This window comes from Streptomyces cinnamoneus, from assembly GCF_014650495.1.
In the GTDB taxonomy this organism is placed as follows: Bacteria; Actinomycetota; Actinomycetes; order Streptomycetales; family Streptomycetaceae; genus Streptomyces; species Streptomyces cinnamoneus.
The window spans coordinates 510,042-524,645 of sequence record NZ_BMVB01000001.1 but is presented as its reverse complement, the minus strand read 5'-3'; the positions used below and the strand labels follow the sequence as shown (position 1 = coordinate 524,645).

Sequence of the window (14,604 nt, the reverse complement as noted above, 5' to 3'; positions counted from 1 at the left end):
GTGCCGGGCGGAGTGCGGAGCGCGGGTGGGCACGGTCGTGCCCGGGAGGGCGGTGGGCTCTGGCTGCTGCTCGCGGGCGTGGTGGCGCTGGCGGCCGGGATCGCCGGGGGCTGGGCCTACGCCCGGGCGGGTGCCTCCGGGCCGGACGTGGTGCGGGACGTGACGGTGGGGTGGGCCTTCGCGGGCGCGGGTCTGGTCGCCCGGTGGCGGCGGCCGGCCAACCGCACGGGGCAGCTGATGGTGGCCGAGGGGCTGACGTGGTTTCTCGGCAACCTGCAGGGCACCAGCGTGCCGGTGCTCTTCGCCGTGGGGGCGTGGGGTGAGGCGCTCAACCTGGCCGTGCTGGCGCATCTGTTCCTCGCCTTCCCCGACGGCCGGCTCACCACGCCGCTCACCCGGCGCGTCGTGGTGAGCAGCTACGTCCTGGTGGCCGTGGGCGGTCTGCTGAGGGTGCTCACCTACGATCCCTCCCTCGACGGCTCGGCCACCTACCTCACGTGCGGCGCGTGCGGCCCGAACGCCTTCCTGGTCCACCGCGACCCGGCCCTGTTCGAGGCGATCGACCTGGTGTACCGGTGGGTGGGGGCGGGGCTCACGGTGGTCACGGTCGTGGCCCTGATCCGCAGCTGGCGGGCGAGTTGCCGGGCGCGCCGCAGGGCGCTCATGCCGGCGTGGATCTCCGTCGTCGTCGCCTCGTCGCTGGTGGGCTGGGAGGTGTTCTACGTGCTGGCCCCCGGTCTGCTGGGGCCGGGCGAGGAGGCCGTCGCCCTGCTGTCGGACCTCAGCGAGATCGCGGTGCCCCTCGCCTTCCTGGTGGGACTGCTGCGCATGCGGCTGAGGCGGTCCGCTGTGGGCAACGTGGTGATCGAGGTCGGTGCCGACCCGACGCCGCGCCGCCTGCAGGACGTCCTGGGGCGGCTGCTGGGCGATCCGTCCCTGCGGCTGGGGCTGTGGGCGGACGAGGCGCGCGCCTACCTCGACCCGGACGGCAGGCCGCTGCGGCACACCCGGCCCGGCGCGGGCCTGAGCGTCACACCGGTCGGCAGCCCCGGCAGCCCGTCGGCGATCCTCGTCCACGACGCGACGTTCGACGACGACCGGGAACTGCTGGCCGCGGTCGGCGCCTCGGTGCGCCTGTGCCTGGAGAACACCTGGCTGCGCTCGGAGGCCGCGATGCGGGTGCGGGAGAGCCGGGCGGTCAACTCCCGCATCCTGGAGGCCGCCGACCGCGAGCGCCAGCAGCTGGAGCGGGACCTGCACGACGGGGCACAGACGCGGCTGGTGTTCGCCCTGATGGCGCTGCGGCGCCTGGATGCCGGGCTGTCCGACTCCTCGGACGCGCGGCTGCGCAACGCCGTGGCGGAGACCGACCGGACGTTGCGGATGGCGCTGGAGGACCTGCGGGGCATCGCCCGCGGCATCCATCCCGCCGTCCTCACCCGCGAGGGCCTCGGCCCGGCGGTCACCGCGCTGGCGGAGCAGGCGGAGGTGCCGGTCGTGGTGTCCGTCGAGCCCCGCCGGTACGCGCCGCTGACGGAGTCGACCGCGTACTTCGCCGTGTGCGAGGCGCTGACGAACGCGGCGAAGTACGCGCGGGCGGGGGCCGTACGGGTCTCGGCACGGCACGACGACGGATGGCTGGTCGTCGAGGTGGCCGACGACGGGGTGGGAGGCGCCGACCCGGCGCGCGGCACCGGACTGCGCGGGCTGGCCGACCGGCTGGCGGCCCTCGGGGGTGCGCTGCGCGTGACCAGCCCCGTCGGCGGCGGGACGCGCGTACGGGTGGAGCTGCCGTGCGCGTGACGGTGACCGAGGACTCGGTGCTCCTGCGGGAGGGGCTGGTGCGGCTGCTGGCCGAGGAGGGCTTCACCGTGGCCGGCCAGAGCGAGGACGCGGACGAACTGCTCCGGCTGGTGGACGAGGTGCGCCCCGACGTGGCCCTGATCGACATCCGGCTGCCCCCGACGCACACCGACGAGGGGGTGCGGGCGGCGTGCACGATCCGGGAGCGGCACCCCGGTATGGGCGTGCTGCTGCTGTCCCAGTACGTGGAGACCGGCAGCGCCGTGCGGGTGATGTCGCGCGATCCGAGGGGCTTCGGGTATCTGCTCAAGGACCGGATCGCGGACGTCTACGAACTGTCCGACGCCGTCAAGCGCGTGGGCGCCGGGGAGTCGGTCATCGACCCCGAGGTCGTCGCGCGCCTGCTCCGCCGGCGGCGCGCGGAGAGCACGCTGGAGGAGCTCACCCAGCGGGAGCGGGACGTCCTGGCACTGATGGCGGAGGGGCGTTCCAACGAGGCGATCGCGCAGCGGCTGGTCGTGGGCGGCAAGACGGTCGAGACGCACGTGCGGAACATCTTCACCAAGCTGGGGCTGGAACCCAGCCTGACGGACCACCGGCGCGTCCTGGCCGTGCTGATGCACCTCCAGGGGTGAGGGCGTCGCCCGCCGGTGCCGGTGCCGGCTGCGGTGTGCGGCGCCTCAGGGTCTGCCCTGATGTGGGCCTGGCGGGCCGGAACCTAGAGTGAGGACGCCGGACGAGAGAGGCCCACGGGGGCCGGGTCCGCCGGCGTCACGCGCGGCCCTCGCCGGCCGCCTCACACCTCACGGAGAAGATCGCCATGTCTGTGCTGTCCTGCCTGCGTTCCCGCTGGGCGGTCGCCGCCGCCGGTATCGTCCTGGCGTCGTGCGTCGCCGCCGCTCCCGCCGCCGCTTCGGATGCGTCCCCTCCGCCGGGTGGGGTCATCGTGTGCTGTTGAGGGCAACCGACACCCCGGGCGGCTCGTTGGGGGGTGCATGAGGAGCCGTCCGTCGTCGCGACGCCGGTACCGGGCACGTTGGGCGTGGCCGGTACCGGCGCTGGCCGCGATGTGCGCGTTCGTGTCGCCCGGGGCGGCGGCCCCGGCGGCCGGAGCGCCGCCCCGCGTCGTGGACGTGCGCCGCGCTGCTTCCCTCGACGCGGCGTTCGGGGCGTACGCCGGACGCGCGGGGCCACGGGGGCACTGGACCGGCGGGGACAGTGCGTACTCGGTGCCGACGCGGGCCGGGGAACTGTGGATCTTCTCGGACACGTTCCTCGGCACCCTGCTGCCCGACGGCTCCCGCTCCCCCGTCACCGGCGACGGGGGCACCACCCCGTTCGTCCACAACAGCTTCGTGCTGTGGCGGGCCGACGGCCCGCACACCGTCACCGGGCACGACCGGTCCGGCCGGCCCGACTCGCTCGTCCGCGGCCCGGAGGACGAGCCCTGGTACTGGGCCCGGGCCGGCGTCCCCGACGGCCGCGGCGTGGCGGTCGTCTACGCCCGTTACGCGCGGACCGGCACCGGGCCCCTGGACGTGGCCTGGCGCGGCAACGTCCTGGCCAGGTTCGGCCCGGGCCGGCTCGCGCGGCCGCTCACGCTCACACCGCTGCCGTCGGCGACCCGCACGGCGTGGGGCGCCTGGCTGGAGCGGGGACGGCACTGGACCTACGTCTACGGCACCGAACCGGCCCCGTCCGGCGGGCAGTTCCTCCACCTCGCCCGGGTCGCCGGGACCGACCTGCGGCAGCCCTGGCGGTTCTGGACCGCGGGCGGCACCTGGTCGCCGGACGAGGCGCGCTCGGCCCGGCTGGCCGGCCCGGGCGGGGCGGCGCTGCGGGCCTCGGACGAGCTCAGCGTGGTCCGCCACGGCCGGTGGTACGCGCTGCTCACCCAGCGCGCGGACCGGCCGTTCAGCGCGGAGCTGCAGCTCGCCTGGGCCCGCACCCCGTACGGGCCGTTCACCCGGCCCCGGACGGTGTACACGGCGCCGGAGGCCGGCCCGCACGGCACGTACCGCAATCCCCACGTCTTCGCCTACAACCCCCACGAGCACCCGGAGCTGGCACGACGGGAAGAGCACCGGGGAGAACACCGGGAAGAACTGGTCATCTCCTACAACGTCAACAGCCTCGTCCCCGACGACGTGATCCGCCGGGCCGGCATCTACCGGCCCCGTTTCCTCCGCCTGGTGACCGCGTTCTGACCTGCGCGCGGCGGGTGGGCGGCGGCGTCGGCGGGTGGCCGGTTTCCCCCGCGCCGCATTGCGGGGAGCGGCCACCCACGCCAAGATCACGTGGCGTAGCCGCGCGATCACACCCGTGCCGTGCGCCCCTGTCGCACACCCCCGTGAACTGGAGACGGAGACCGATGTCTGCTCGTACCGCGTTCCGCACCGTCAGCCTGGCCCTTGCCGCCGCGACGCTGGCCCTGACGGCTGCCCAGGGCGCGCAAGCCGCCACCCGCACGGCACCGGCCCAGGCGGTGGCACCGGCCGCCGGTACGGCCGGTGCCACCGCCGCCGACGAGAACCCCTTCCGGCACATCGACCTGGAGGGCCTCAAGGCCGAGAAGCGGCTCATGTACCCGGCGGGCCACCCGGTGGCCTTCTGGGCCCTGGTGCTCGACGACGAGCGGGTCTCGCGGACGTACAAGGGCGGGACGTTCTTCGTCTACGCCCCGGCCACGGGCGAGTTCGGCTGGATGCTCGACACCGACATCGCCACCCGCACCGTGAAGGACCCGCACCAGGTGGTCATAGCCGACCTCGACTTCCTGAACTCCCACCCCCGGGTGGAGGTCCGGTACGGCAACCCGGACCAGCCCAAGAAGGCCCGGGTGGTCGCCCGGACCACCATCTGGATGCACTGACCGGACACGGAGCGACACGAAGACCGGCCCCGGCCGCCTACGCGGCCGGGGTCTCCTGCTGCAGCGGCGGCTCGACGGGCGCCTCGGGCTCGGGCCCGAAGAGGACGGCCCGGGCCACGGCGGGGGCGAAGAGGGCGCTCGCCGGCGCGATCAGTGACAGCACGTCGCGGAAGACCGCGCCGACCTCCGGGTTCCCGCAGGCACGCTCCTGGAGACGCTTCATGTACCAGTCCGCGGGCCGGTCGACGGCACGGGGCCGCAGGACGTTGCCGGTCGCGCCGGGCATGTTCTTGTCGGCTCCCGCCGAGATGTCCCATGCCTGCCGGGCGGCCGCGCTCAGGGCCTGCTGCACGCGGTGCGTGGTGGGCGTGCGGCGGGGGTCGGCGAGCGCGTCCTGCAGGGCGACGGCGCTCAGCGCCGCGACGGACATGCCCTGCCCGTAGATGGGGTTGAAGGCGCACAGCGCCTCACCGGTGGCGAGGAACCCCGCCGGGCGGCGGCCCGGCCGGTCGTAGCGGCGCCGCACGTTGGCGGTCCCCCGGAAGCCGTGGGCGGCCGAGACCGGCTCGGCCTTGCGCAGCCAGTCGTGGAGCAGCGGGTGCGGGAGCCGGGCGGTGAAGTCGAGGAACCCGGCCTCGTCGGTGGGCGGTTCCGAGCCGCGCAGACCGGAGAGGGTGACGATCCACCGGTCGTCCTCCAGGGGCAGCAGGAGCCCGCCGAGCGGCTGGTCGGGGTTGGGGACGATGTACACGCCCAGGGCGGCGCCGTCCGCGACGCCGGCGGCGGCGCGGTAGAAGCGCGTGGAGTAGGCGAGGCCGGTCTCCAGCCGCTCCTCGTGGGGCGCCTCGGCGCCGATCGCGGCCAGCCACGCCGGGGCGCGGGAGGAGCGGCCCGAGGCGTCCACGACCAGATCGGCCTCCAGGACCCGCTCCTCCTGCCGGCCGGCCGCGGCGCCGCGTTCGCGCAGCCGGACGCCCCGCACCCGGCGGGCGTCGCCCACGAGCCCGGTCACCTCCGCGCCCTGCACGGTCTCGATGCGGGAGCCGGCCAGCACGCGGCGGCGCACCACCCAGTCGGTCAGGCCGCGCGAGGCGCTGAGGAAGTGCGTGGTGGCGGGGGTGCGGCGGAACCAACGGCCGTTCTGCCACTGGCAGATGTCGCCGGGCGTGCCCACGCGGCGTGCGCCGTGCTCGCGCATCTCGTCGAGGATGCCGGGCAGCAGCGTCTCCATCGCCTGCTGACCGCTCTCCAGCAGCACATGGGTGTGCCGGTCCTGGGGCACGCCCGAGCGGTGGCCGGGCCCGTCGGGGTAGCGGTCGCGCTCGACGACGGTCACGGTGCCGGCGTGCCCGGCGAGCGCCTGTGCGGCCAGCAGACCGGCCAGGCTCCCCCCGATGACGACGACGCGGCGCGCGGGGCGGTGATCGTCGCCGCCGGTCGTCCGCTGCGGATCGTGCGCATCTGTGTTCGTCATGTCCACCCTCATCTTCCCGGCCGCTTCGCCCCGTTACCGCACGGTCCCGAACGGGCGTACCGCGGCGCCACTCCCCCGAGGCCGTGATCACGGTACCGGTCATCCGGTCCGGTGCCTCCGGCCGGGCGTGAAACCGGCCGGAAGGAACTCCCTGGCCCGAGCGCTGAGGGGCGCGTGGACTAGGGCAGGAGACTATGCAGCCGATTATGAATGCGCCGTGCACTCCAATACACCTTCGGCAGTACGGGGATGGCTTTAGTTGTGCGATGGAACGGGCAGGCACTGTGCCAAGACCGGAGGCGGGGCGGACCAGGTCCGTCTGCGCGCCGGGACGTGCGGGCACGGTGTCCAGGGGGAGCGGAGAACTGTGATCCAGTCAGGTGCACACGGCACCGGATCGAGATGGTTCCGGGCCCGGGCCGGTGGCTGGTCCTCAGGTCCGGGTGCCCGGGAGCCCGGCGCGCTGGTCCCGCCCTGTGTCACGCGCCCGCCCCGCGCCGCCGCCCGGCGCAGCTGAACGCTCCGGCCGGGCAGCCCGTTCATCGCCGAATGCACCCGTTGCCGCCCCGCCGGTGCACGGCTCGTTGTGACAGCGCTCCGTCACGATCACCGGGAGGGGAATGCCATGCGTTGCAGCGTTGCCGTGACTCCCACCAGCAGGGCCGAGGGCCCAGGAGGTGGCCATGCCCCAAGATGTGATCATTCCGGTGGAGTTCCCGCACATGGTCAACCCAGATCCGGGCCGGGCGTACGCCCGGGAGCACCGCTGGGGAGACCGGTACCGGGTGACCGACGATCCGGTCCGGTGGCAGCGGATCCGTGCCGCAGAGCCCGGCAAGCTGGTCGCCTACACCTTCCCGGACGCACGAGGGAGCGGGTACGACCTGGCCGTCGACCAGATGTGTTTCTTCTTCTACTTCGACAACCTCGTCGAGGAGCTCTTCTTCGACAACCCCTCCCAGGCCGCCCCGTTCATCCAGCGCATGGCGGACGTCCTGGACCCTGACATACCGTCCGCCCTGCACGACCGGTCGGTGCCGGCGGTGGCCATGCTCGCCGACCTGTGGGCCGACAGCAGCGCGCGGATGTCCTGGCAGTGGCGGCACCGGGCGGCCGGCCACTGGATGGACTACCTCTGGGCCAATCTCGCCGAGGCCGTCGACCGCTACCGCGGCACCGCCCCCACCTCGATCGGCTCCTACCTGCGGATCCGGCGCGCCTCCATCGGCCTGACCCCGGTCCTGGACATGTACGAGGTGGCCGACGGCTTCGAGGTGCCCGCCGGGGTCTACCGGCAGTCGGACATCCGCCGGCTGCAGACGCTGGCCTGCGACCTGACGGTCCTCGGCAACGACCTGGTCTCGCACGACAAGGAGGACGCGGTGGGCGACACCTACAACGCCGTCATCATCCTGCGCGACCACCACGGCTTGTCCCAGCGGCAGGCCATCAACCAGATCAACGCCGAGTTCGTGCGGCGGGCGGCGGAGTTCCACCACCTGCAGGGGCGGCTGCCCGGTCTGTGCGAGGCCCTCTCCTTCAGCAGCCACGACCCGGCGCTGGGCGGCCCCGGCCCCGGAGGGCGGCGTGCCATCCGGCTGCCGTTGCCGGGCACGCCGCTGTGCCCCCACGACGCCACGCTCTCCCTCGGGGAGTGCCTGCACACCTGGGTGGGCGGGCACATCGACTGGATGCGCGAGGCGCCCCGCTACGCCGCCGAGCACGCCCTGCCCGGCGGCAGGCTGGCCGAGGCGTAGCGGGCCGGAGGGGCCGGCCGGTGGGCCGGCCCCCTGGCACCGGGGGCGCCGCGGGGTCAGGCCGTCGGGACGGCCGTCTCCGCGTCCGCCTGTGCGTTCTCCTCCTCCACGGCGGTGCGCACCTGCGCGTCCTCGATGACGCCGGTCGGGTACAGGGCGCGGCCGGCGGCGTAGGGCTGGGCGTAGACGGCGACCAGCTGCCGGATCTTGCGGCTGTCCATGACCGGGGCGCCCGGTTCGTCGCCGCCCTCCGGCAGGCCGGCCCACATGTCCTCGGCGGCGCTCATGAGCTGGTCGGCTTCGTCGCGCAGGCGGTGCCAGGCTCCCTCCAGCAATGCCTGCTCCATGGCGGAGAGAGAACTGAGGACGGTGACGTAGTCCTCGGCCAGGCGCTCTTCTTCGGCGGTCGGTTCGAGCGCTTTGGCTGCCAGCTCGGTTGCGTACACGGACACCTCCACGGATGGGACGGGCAGTACCGGGACCATGCGTACGGTTCCGGCCCCCCGGCATCGTCGCGCCCCGGGAGCGCGGCAGTCGCCGTTCACTGTGGCCGCGCAGCCATTTATCACCCGCACGGATGAGCGCTCGCCGGGCGGCGGCGGTGCCGCCCGGCCGGAACGGTCAGAGGGGGGCGTCCAGTGCCATGCGCCGGATGCCCGGCATGTGCTCGTCGAGTTCGCCGGGTTCGAACCGGCACATGCCCACGACGTGCCAGAACTCGCCCGCGACGTCGCCGTCGAACTTGTAGCCCCCGGACGGTGTCAGGGCCGCCCAGCCGCCCGGCACGCCGATCAGGGTGCCCCGTGGCACGGGCGGCCCCTCGTCCGGCACCGTCCACAGCCGGACGGTGCCGTCCTCGCCGCCGCTGGCCAGGAGCGAACCGTCCCGGCTGAAGGCCAGGGCCAGGATGCGGCCGGTGTGTCCGGTCAGCCGCCCCGTGGCGGCGCCGGTGACGGGGTCCCACAGGCCGATGGCCCGGTCGTCGCCCGCGGTGGCGAGCAGGGGGCGGCGGGGATGGGCGGCGGCGGCCCACAGCCGCCCGGAGTGGCCCCGCAGGCGGTGGCGGAGGACGCCGTCCTGCCAGACGATGGCCTGCCCGTCCCAGGAGGCGCTGGCCAGCCAGGCGTCACCGGGCCCGTGGACCACCGCGTACACGCGGTCGGTGTGGCCGGCGAGTTCGGTGACCGGCCGGCTGCCGGCGAGGTCCCACAGGCGCACCTGCTTGTCGTCGCAGCCGGTGGCCAGGGCGGTCCCGTCGGCCGTGAACGACAGCGACCGCACCCGTCCGCGGTGCCCGTCGAGGGTGGTCACGTGTGCTCCCGTGCTGCGGTACCACAGGCGTACGGTGTCGTCGTCGTTGGCGGTGGCGAGGATCTCCCCGTCGGCGCTGAACGTCTCCGCCCACACGTGGTCGGTCTCGGCGTCGATCTCCCGCTGGTACTCGCCGCTGCCGGCGTGCCACACGTAGACGTCGCCGTCGCTGCTGGGGGTGGCGAGGAGGGGGCCGACGGGGGTGAACACGGCGGAGACCAGGCGGTCGTTGTCGCCGGTGAGCTCGCGGACCCGGCGGCCGGTGGCCGGCTCCCAGAGCCGGACGACGCCGTCGTTCCCGCAGGCCGCCAGGTGGCCGCCGTCCGCGCTGAAGGCCAGGCTGACGACCTTGCGGCCGTGGCCGCGCAGGATGCGCCGGCCGCGGCCGGTGGTGGTGTCCCACAGGCGCACCGCGCCGTCGTTGCCGGCCGACACCAGCAGGGGGCCGGACTCCGGTGCGGCGGTGGCGCCGCGGGGCCGGAACCGGCAGGCCCAGACCGATCCCTGGTGGTCGGCGGGCTGCTGGCGCAGGGGCAGGGCCGACCAGGGGGCGCCCGGGGCGGCGCCGCGGGAGACCCGCCACAGGCGGACCGAGCCGTCGCTGCCGCCCGCGGCGAGCATGGTGCCCTCGGGGTCGAACACCACCTGGTAGACGGCGCCCCCGCCGAGCAGCGGCGCTCCGGCGGGCGTTCCGGTGAGCGGGTCCCACAGCAGGACGTGGCCCTCGGTGTCGCCGCTGGCCAGGAGGGTGCCGCCGGGGTGGAAGTCGAGGGTGTAGACGCGGCCGGGGTGGCCGGTGCAGGTGTGGCGCAGCCGCCGGCCGGCGACGTCCCAGATCCGGACCGTTCCCCGGTCGTCCTCGCCCATGTCGCCGGTGGCCAGCAGCGTCCCGTCCGGGCTGAAGCCGGCGCGGTAGACCGCCCCGCGGTGGCCGGGGAGTTCCCCGAGGAGCCGGCCGGATCGGGTGTCCCACAGCCGGACGGCCGCCACGGCGTCGCCGGTGGCCAGCAGGGTGCCGTCGGGGCTGAACACGGCGGTGTAGACGGGTGCGGTGTGGCCGGGCAGGCGGTGGGAGGCGGTGCCCGTGGCGACGTCCCACAGGGTGACGGTGCCGTCGGCGTCGCCGGTGGCCAGGCGGGTGCCGCGGTGATCGAGGGAGACCGGCCACACCCCGTCGGGGTGGACCTCCAGCCGGTGGCGGCAGGTGCCGGAGACGGGGTCCCACAGCCGTACGGTGCCGTCCGCGCCGCCGGTGGCGAGCACGTCCCCGCGGAACTTGACGGCGTAGACGCGGCCCGTGTGTCCCTGGAGGGTGCGCAGGGCGGTGCCGGTGGCGGCGTCGCAGACCAGGACGCCGCCGTCCTCGCTGCCCAGGGCGAGGAGTTCGCCACCGGGGCTGTAGGCGACCGGTTCCGGCAGCCGGCTGGTGCGCATGTCGAAGCCGTAGGGGACGCCGACGGCGGAGGGGCGGAAGCCCGGCTCGGCGGTCAGGCCGGGGGCGACGGCGGCGGCCTGCAGCTCCGGGGTGCCGAGGACGGTCCGGTCGGTCACCGCGTTGATCAGGGCCGCCCGGTGCCAGCTGCTCCCCGTCACCTGGACGCCGCGCAGGTCGGTGCCGACGAGGCGGGCCCGGCGCAGGTCCGCGCCGCGCAGGTCGGCGTGGGAGAGGTCGGCGTCGTCGAGGCGGGCGCCGGACAGGCGGGTGTCGCGCAGGACGGCGCCGGAGAAGTCGGCCCCGACGAGTGAGGCGTCGGTGAGGTCGGCGCGGGTGAGGTCGACGCCGGAGAAGTCGCGGTAGGAGAGGTCCTCGCCGGCGAGGAGGGCGCCGCGCAGGTCGGTGTGGGCGGGGACCCTCAGGCGGGTGAGGACCTTCACGGCGTTGGCCCGGGCGGTCTCGCCGTCCCGGCCGCCGCCGTCCTCGGCCGGCTCGCCGGCCAGGGTCCGTTCGGCCCACTGCTGGCAGGTGCGGTGGTCGGCGAGGTCGCACAGGAACTCCACGGCGAGCTGGCTGAGCGGGCGGCGGGCGAGCAGGTCGTTCTCGCCCGTCGCGTCGCCGAGGCGTCCCGCGGCCTCGCGGGCCACCAGCCATTCGACGACGGATCCGTGGATGAAGCGGAACAGGCCCTCGTCGGTGCGGACGAGCAGGCTGCCGGAGCCGACGGCGTGCGCGGCCTGCGGCACGGACAGCCGGCTGTCGGCGAGCTCGGTCAGGGCCTGGGCCACGTCGTTGAGTTCGTCCAGGCGCAGGGCGCTCTCGCCGCTCTCCCACAGGCGCAGGGCGAGGGTGGTCACCGCCTGCCACAGCTGGCGCAGGCTGAGCCCCGGGGTGCTGCCGGGCCCGCCGTGGCCGCGGCGTTCCTCGAACCGCAGCCAGGAGGAGAAGACTTCCTCGTAGAGTCCGGCGGGGCTCAGGGCGCGGCCGGCGCCGGCGACCGCGCGCAGCCGTTCGTGGTCGAGGTCGGCGACGAAGCTGAGCAGGCGGGGGTTGCGGCACAGGGCGAGCAGGTCGGGGATGCCCTCCAGCAGGCGCACCCGGCGGTCCGCGGCGTGTTCGTCGCCGTAGCGGTTGACGAGGTAGGAGCGGATCTGCTGCGGGGTGAACTCCTGGACGGCGAGGACCCGGCGCTGCGGCAGCAGGCCGACGCGCTCGCCGAGGGCGGTGAGGACCTGGGCCTGGGAGCGGAAGTGCTGGGTGCGGCTGCTGACGACGATCTTGGCGTTGTCCACGGCGGCGTCGAGGAGCACTTGCAGGTGGTCGGCGGCACGGTCGTAGCTGACCTGGTTGACGAGCTCGTCGAAGCCGTCGAAGAGCAGGACGATGCGGCCCTGGCGGAGCATGTAGCGGAAGGCGCGCAGGTCGATGGTGTCGACGCCGTGGCCGGCGAGGTGGGCGGCGACGAGCCCGTCGAGGGTGTGGGCCTTGTCGAGGGAGCTCAGCTGGATCAGCAGCGGGACGAGGTGGGGCAGTTCGCCGGGCAGGCGGCGGGCCAGCTCGCGCAGGGCGAAGGTCTTGCCGTGCCCGAAGTCGCCGAGGAGCAGCAGGAAGCGGCCGTGGTCGGCGTCGAGGAGGCGCAGGACGTCGTCGACGAGGCCCTCGCGCTCCATGCCGCCGGGGCGTTCCAGTTCGCGGTAGCGCTGGGGCAGGTAGAGGCCCGGTGCGTACTGGGGGTCGGTGGTCAGCCGTTCGGTCTGGGCGGCGACGTGGCCGCGCAGGTCGAGCAGGCCCTGGAATTCGGTGAAGCTGCGGACGAGGACGCCCCGGCGGCGGGCGCGCTCGCGCAGTTCGCGGGCGGGCGGCGGGCCGTCGTGGACGAGTTCGGCGTCGGGCTCGGTGTCGGAGGCGTGGACGTGGTCGATGAAGCGGTCGATGTCGTCGGCCTGCGGGGTGCCGGCGCACACGCCCACCCGTTGCTGGCGCACGAAGCCGGCCTCGGTCCAGGTGACGAGCAGGCCGGGCGGGTCGCCGGGGATGCGCCGCAGCTGGACGCCGTCGTGGCGGATGCGGCAGACCTCGGCGACGCGGGCGACGAGGACGTCGAGGGGGCCCTGGACGGACCGGGCCTCGGGGCCGGGGCCGGCCGGGTCGCCGGGCGGGGCGATCGGGTCGGTGCCGGCGGGGGCGGTCGTGGGGTCCTCGGCGCCGGGGGCGGGCGCGGCCGGCTGGGGCGGTCCGAAGGCGCGGTGGGTGCCGGGCCATGCGGTGGCGTAGTGGCGGGGGCCGGTTCCGGTTCCCTGGGGCCAGTGGGTGAGCCCCTCGCGGGTGACGTGGAGCAGTTGGTGGCTGCCGGGGGCGGCGGCGCCGAGGACGGGCAGGTCCCGGGCGGTCAGCGGCAGGGCGTGGGCGGTGGGCGCGGCGGTGGTGGCCCGGGGGTCGGTGGTGGGGCCGTGCAGCAGCAGGTGCAGGCGGGGTGCGGTGAGCCGGGCGAGCACGTCGGTGTCGCGCAGCGGCGCGGCGGCGGTCGTCCGGCGGCCGGGTGCGGGGGCCCGGCCCGGCTCGTGGCCGAGGGGACGGCCGGGGCCGGGGTTGCGCCGGGGTGGCGCGGCGGGGGCCGGGGAGGCGGCGTCGGCGCCGGGCGCGGGGACGGCGTCGAGGCGGCGGCGGGTGTCCGGCGGGTGGCGCAGGGCGCCCAGGCGCAGCCAGCCCTCCTGCTCGTAGGGGCGCAGGGCCTGGGCGAACCAGGCGGCCTGCTCGGGGCCGAGCAGGCCGTACTGGTCGTCGGGGCGGTGGCTGTAGGCCATCGAGGAGTTGAGGCCGGCGACGACCGTGTGCAGGGCGGGGACGGGGAACAGGCTCCAGGGCTGGTCGCTGTCGAAGACGGCGTCGAGCCCCTGGTAGAGCTCCTGGAACAGCCGTGCGTAGTGGCGCCACTTGGGCCAGTAGGGCGGCCGGGGCTGCATCTCGTCGGCTTCGCAGGTGCTGAAGTAGGCGCGGCAGGCGGCCTGGCTGACGTCCTGGCCGCCGGGTACGACGGCGAGGCGGTCGGCGGCGAGGCCGAGCCGGGAGCGCAGGCCGGTCAGGAAGGTCAGCGCCTGGTCGCATTCGCGGGGGCTGCCGGAGGCGGTGAGGTCGCCGGTGACGACGAGGAGGTCGGGGGCGGGGGCGCCGGCGTCCGTCAGTTCGACGAGGTCGCCCCAGACGGCGGCCTGGAGCTCGGCGGGGTCCGCGCCCCGGCCGAAGCAGGGCCCGGCCAGGTGGAGCACGGAGACGGACTCGCGGGCGTGCTGTCCCTCGGTGGCCCGGGGGTAGGCGGGCGGGGCGGCGGGGCGGCGACGTCCCGCCCAGCCCGGGCTGCCGGGCTGCCGACCGGCCGGGTGCGGGGCCACGCTCGGCGCGGGGCGGGCGGGGGCGGGGGGACGGCCGGGGAAGCCGGGGTGCCGGGCGGGGCGGGCGCGGCCGTCGAGGGCGTGGCCGACGCGGGTGAGGAGGAGGTCGCGGGCGGCGGCGGTGTCCTGGACGCCGACGAGGTCGACGTAGGTGATGGTGGCGAGCAGGCCCTCGACGGGGATGTCCTCGACCCGGACGGTGATCAGTCTGCGTTCGGGTGCGTCGGGGTCGGCGCGCAGGGCGGCCTGCCATTCCATGCGTCCGTAGCGGGAGCGTTCGTAGTTGCGGGAGAGGACGGCGATGACGGCGGCGGACTCGCTGACGCCGCGGTCCATGAAGTCGACGAAGTTCGTTCCCGGTACGAAGTCCCATGCCTGGATGACGGTGCGGTAGCCGGCCTCCTCCAGCGTCCAGGCTATCCACGACGCCCACCGCTCGTCGGCCGGTGAGTAGCTGATGAAGAAGTCCAACGGCCGGTTCTGCCCGGTGAGTTCCTGGCGTGCCACCATGGCCCCATCCTAGGAACCGGGTCACCCCCCGTCACTGTATTCGTGCGATCGGT

Annotated in this window: 8 protein-coding genes; 5 read left to right on the top strand and 3 right to left on the bottom strand. The window is 75.2% G+C overall.

Annotation, left to right across the window (positions count from 1 at the left end; genetic code table 11):
- Positions 1-12: 12 nt before the first annotated feature.
- The 4 genes from IE182_RS02335 to IE182_RS02320 all read left to right on the top strand — a co-directional run bounded on the left by IE182_RS02335 (position 13) and on the right by IE182_RS02320 (position 4,675).
- Complete coding sequence (locus IE182_RS02335) at positions 13-1,803, top strand: sensor histidine kinase (RefSeq protein WP_229844513.1); 1,791 nt, start codon at positions 13-15, stop codon at positions 1,801-1,803.
- On the top strand, positions 1,794-2,438 hold the full coding sequence (locus IE182_RS02330) for a response regulator transcription factor (protein ID WP_308432043.1): 645 nt from the start codon (positions 1,794-1,796) through the stop codon (positions 2,436-2,438). The genes IE182_RS02335 and IE182_RS02330 overlap by 10 nt, the downstream gene beginning before the upstream one ends.
- Before the next feature lie 432 nt (positions 2,439-2,870).
- Complete coding sequence (locus IE182_RS02325; protein ID WP_229844512.1) at positions 2,871-4,010, top strand: DUF5005 domain-containing protein; 1,140 nt, start codon at positions 2,871-2,873, stop codon at positions 4,008-4,010.
- Positions 4,011-4,174: 164 nt separating this feature from the next.
- Entirely contained in the window at positions 4,175-4,675 is a 501-nt protein-coding gene (locus IE182_RS02320; RefSeq protein WP_190107885.1) for a hypothetical protein, read from the top strand.
- Between the two features lie 37 nt (positions 4,676-4,712).
- On the opposite strand, the gene IE182_RS02315 is transcribed toward IE182_RS02320, so the two are convergent.
- Complete coding sequence (locus tag IE182_RS02315; RefSeq protein WP_190107884.1) at positions 4,713-6,149, bottom strand: NAD(P)/FAD-dependent oxidoreductase; 1,437 nt, start codon at positions 6,147-6,149, stop codon at positions 4,713-4,715.
- 683 nt (positions 6,150-6,832) lie between these two features.
- Here IE182_RS02315 and IE182_RS02310 point away from each other — a divergent pair.
- Entirely contained in the window at positions 6,833-7,906 is a 1,074-nt protein-coding gene (locus tag IE182_RS02310) for a terpene synthase family protein (protein ID WP_190107883.1), read from the top strand.
- A 56-nt stretch (positions 7,907-7,962) separates the two neighbouring features.
- On the opposite strand, the gene IE182_RS02305 is transcribed toward IE182_RS02310, so the two are convergent.
- Together IE182_RS02305 and IE182_RS02300 are read right to left on the bottom strand one after the other, a co-directional pair.
- Positions 7,963-8,352: a hypothetical protein gene (locus IE182_RS02305; RefSeq protein ID WP_190107882.1), complete on the bottom strand. Its 390-nt coding sequence runs from the start codon at positions 8,350-8,352 to the stop codon at positions 7,963-7,965.
- Positions 8,353-8,527: 175 nt separating this feature from the next.
- Positions 8,528-14,551 (bottom strand): WD40 domain-containing protein, encoded by a 6,024-nt coding sequence (locus tag IE182_RS02300; RefSeq protein ID WP_190107881.1) that lies wholly within the window; start codon positions 14,549-14,551, stop codon positions 8,528-8,530.
- Positions 14,552-14,604: the final 53 nt, after the last annotated feature.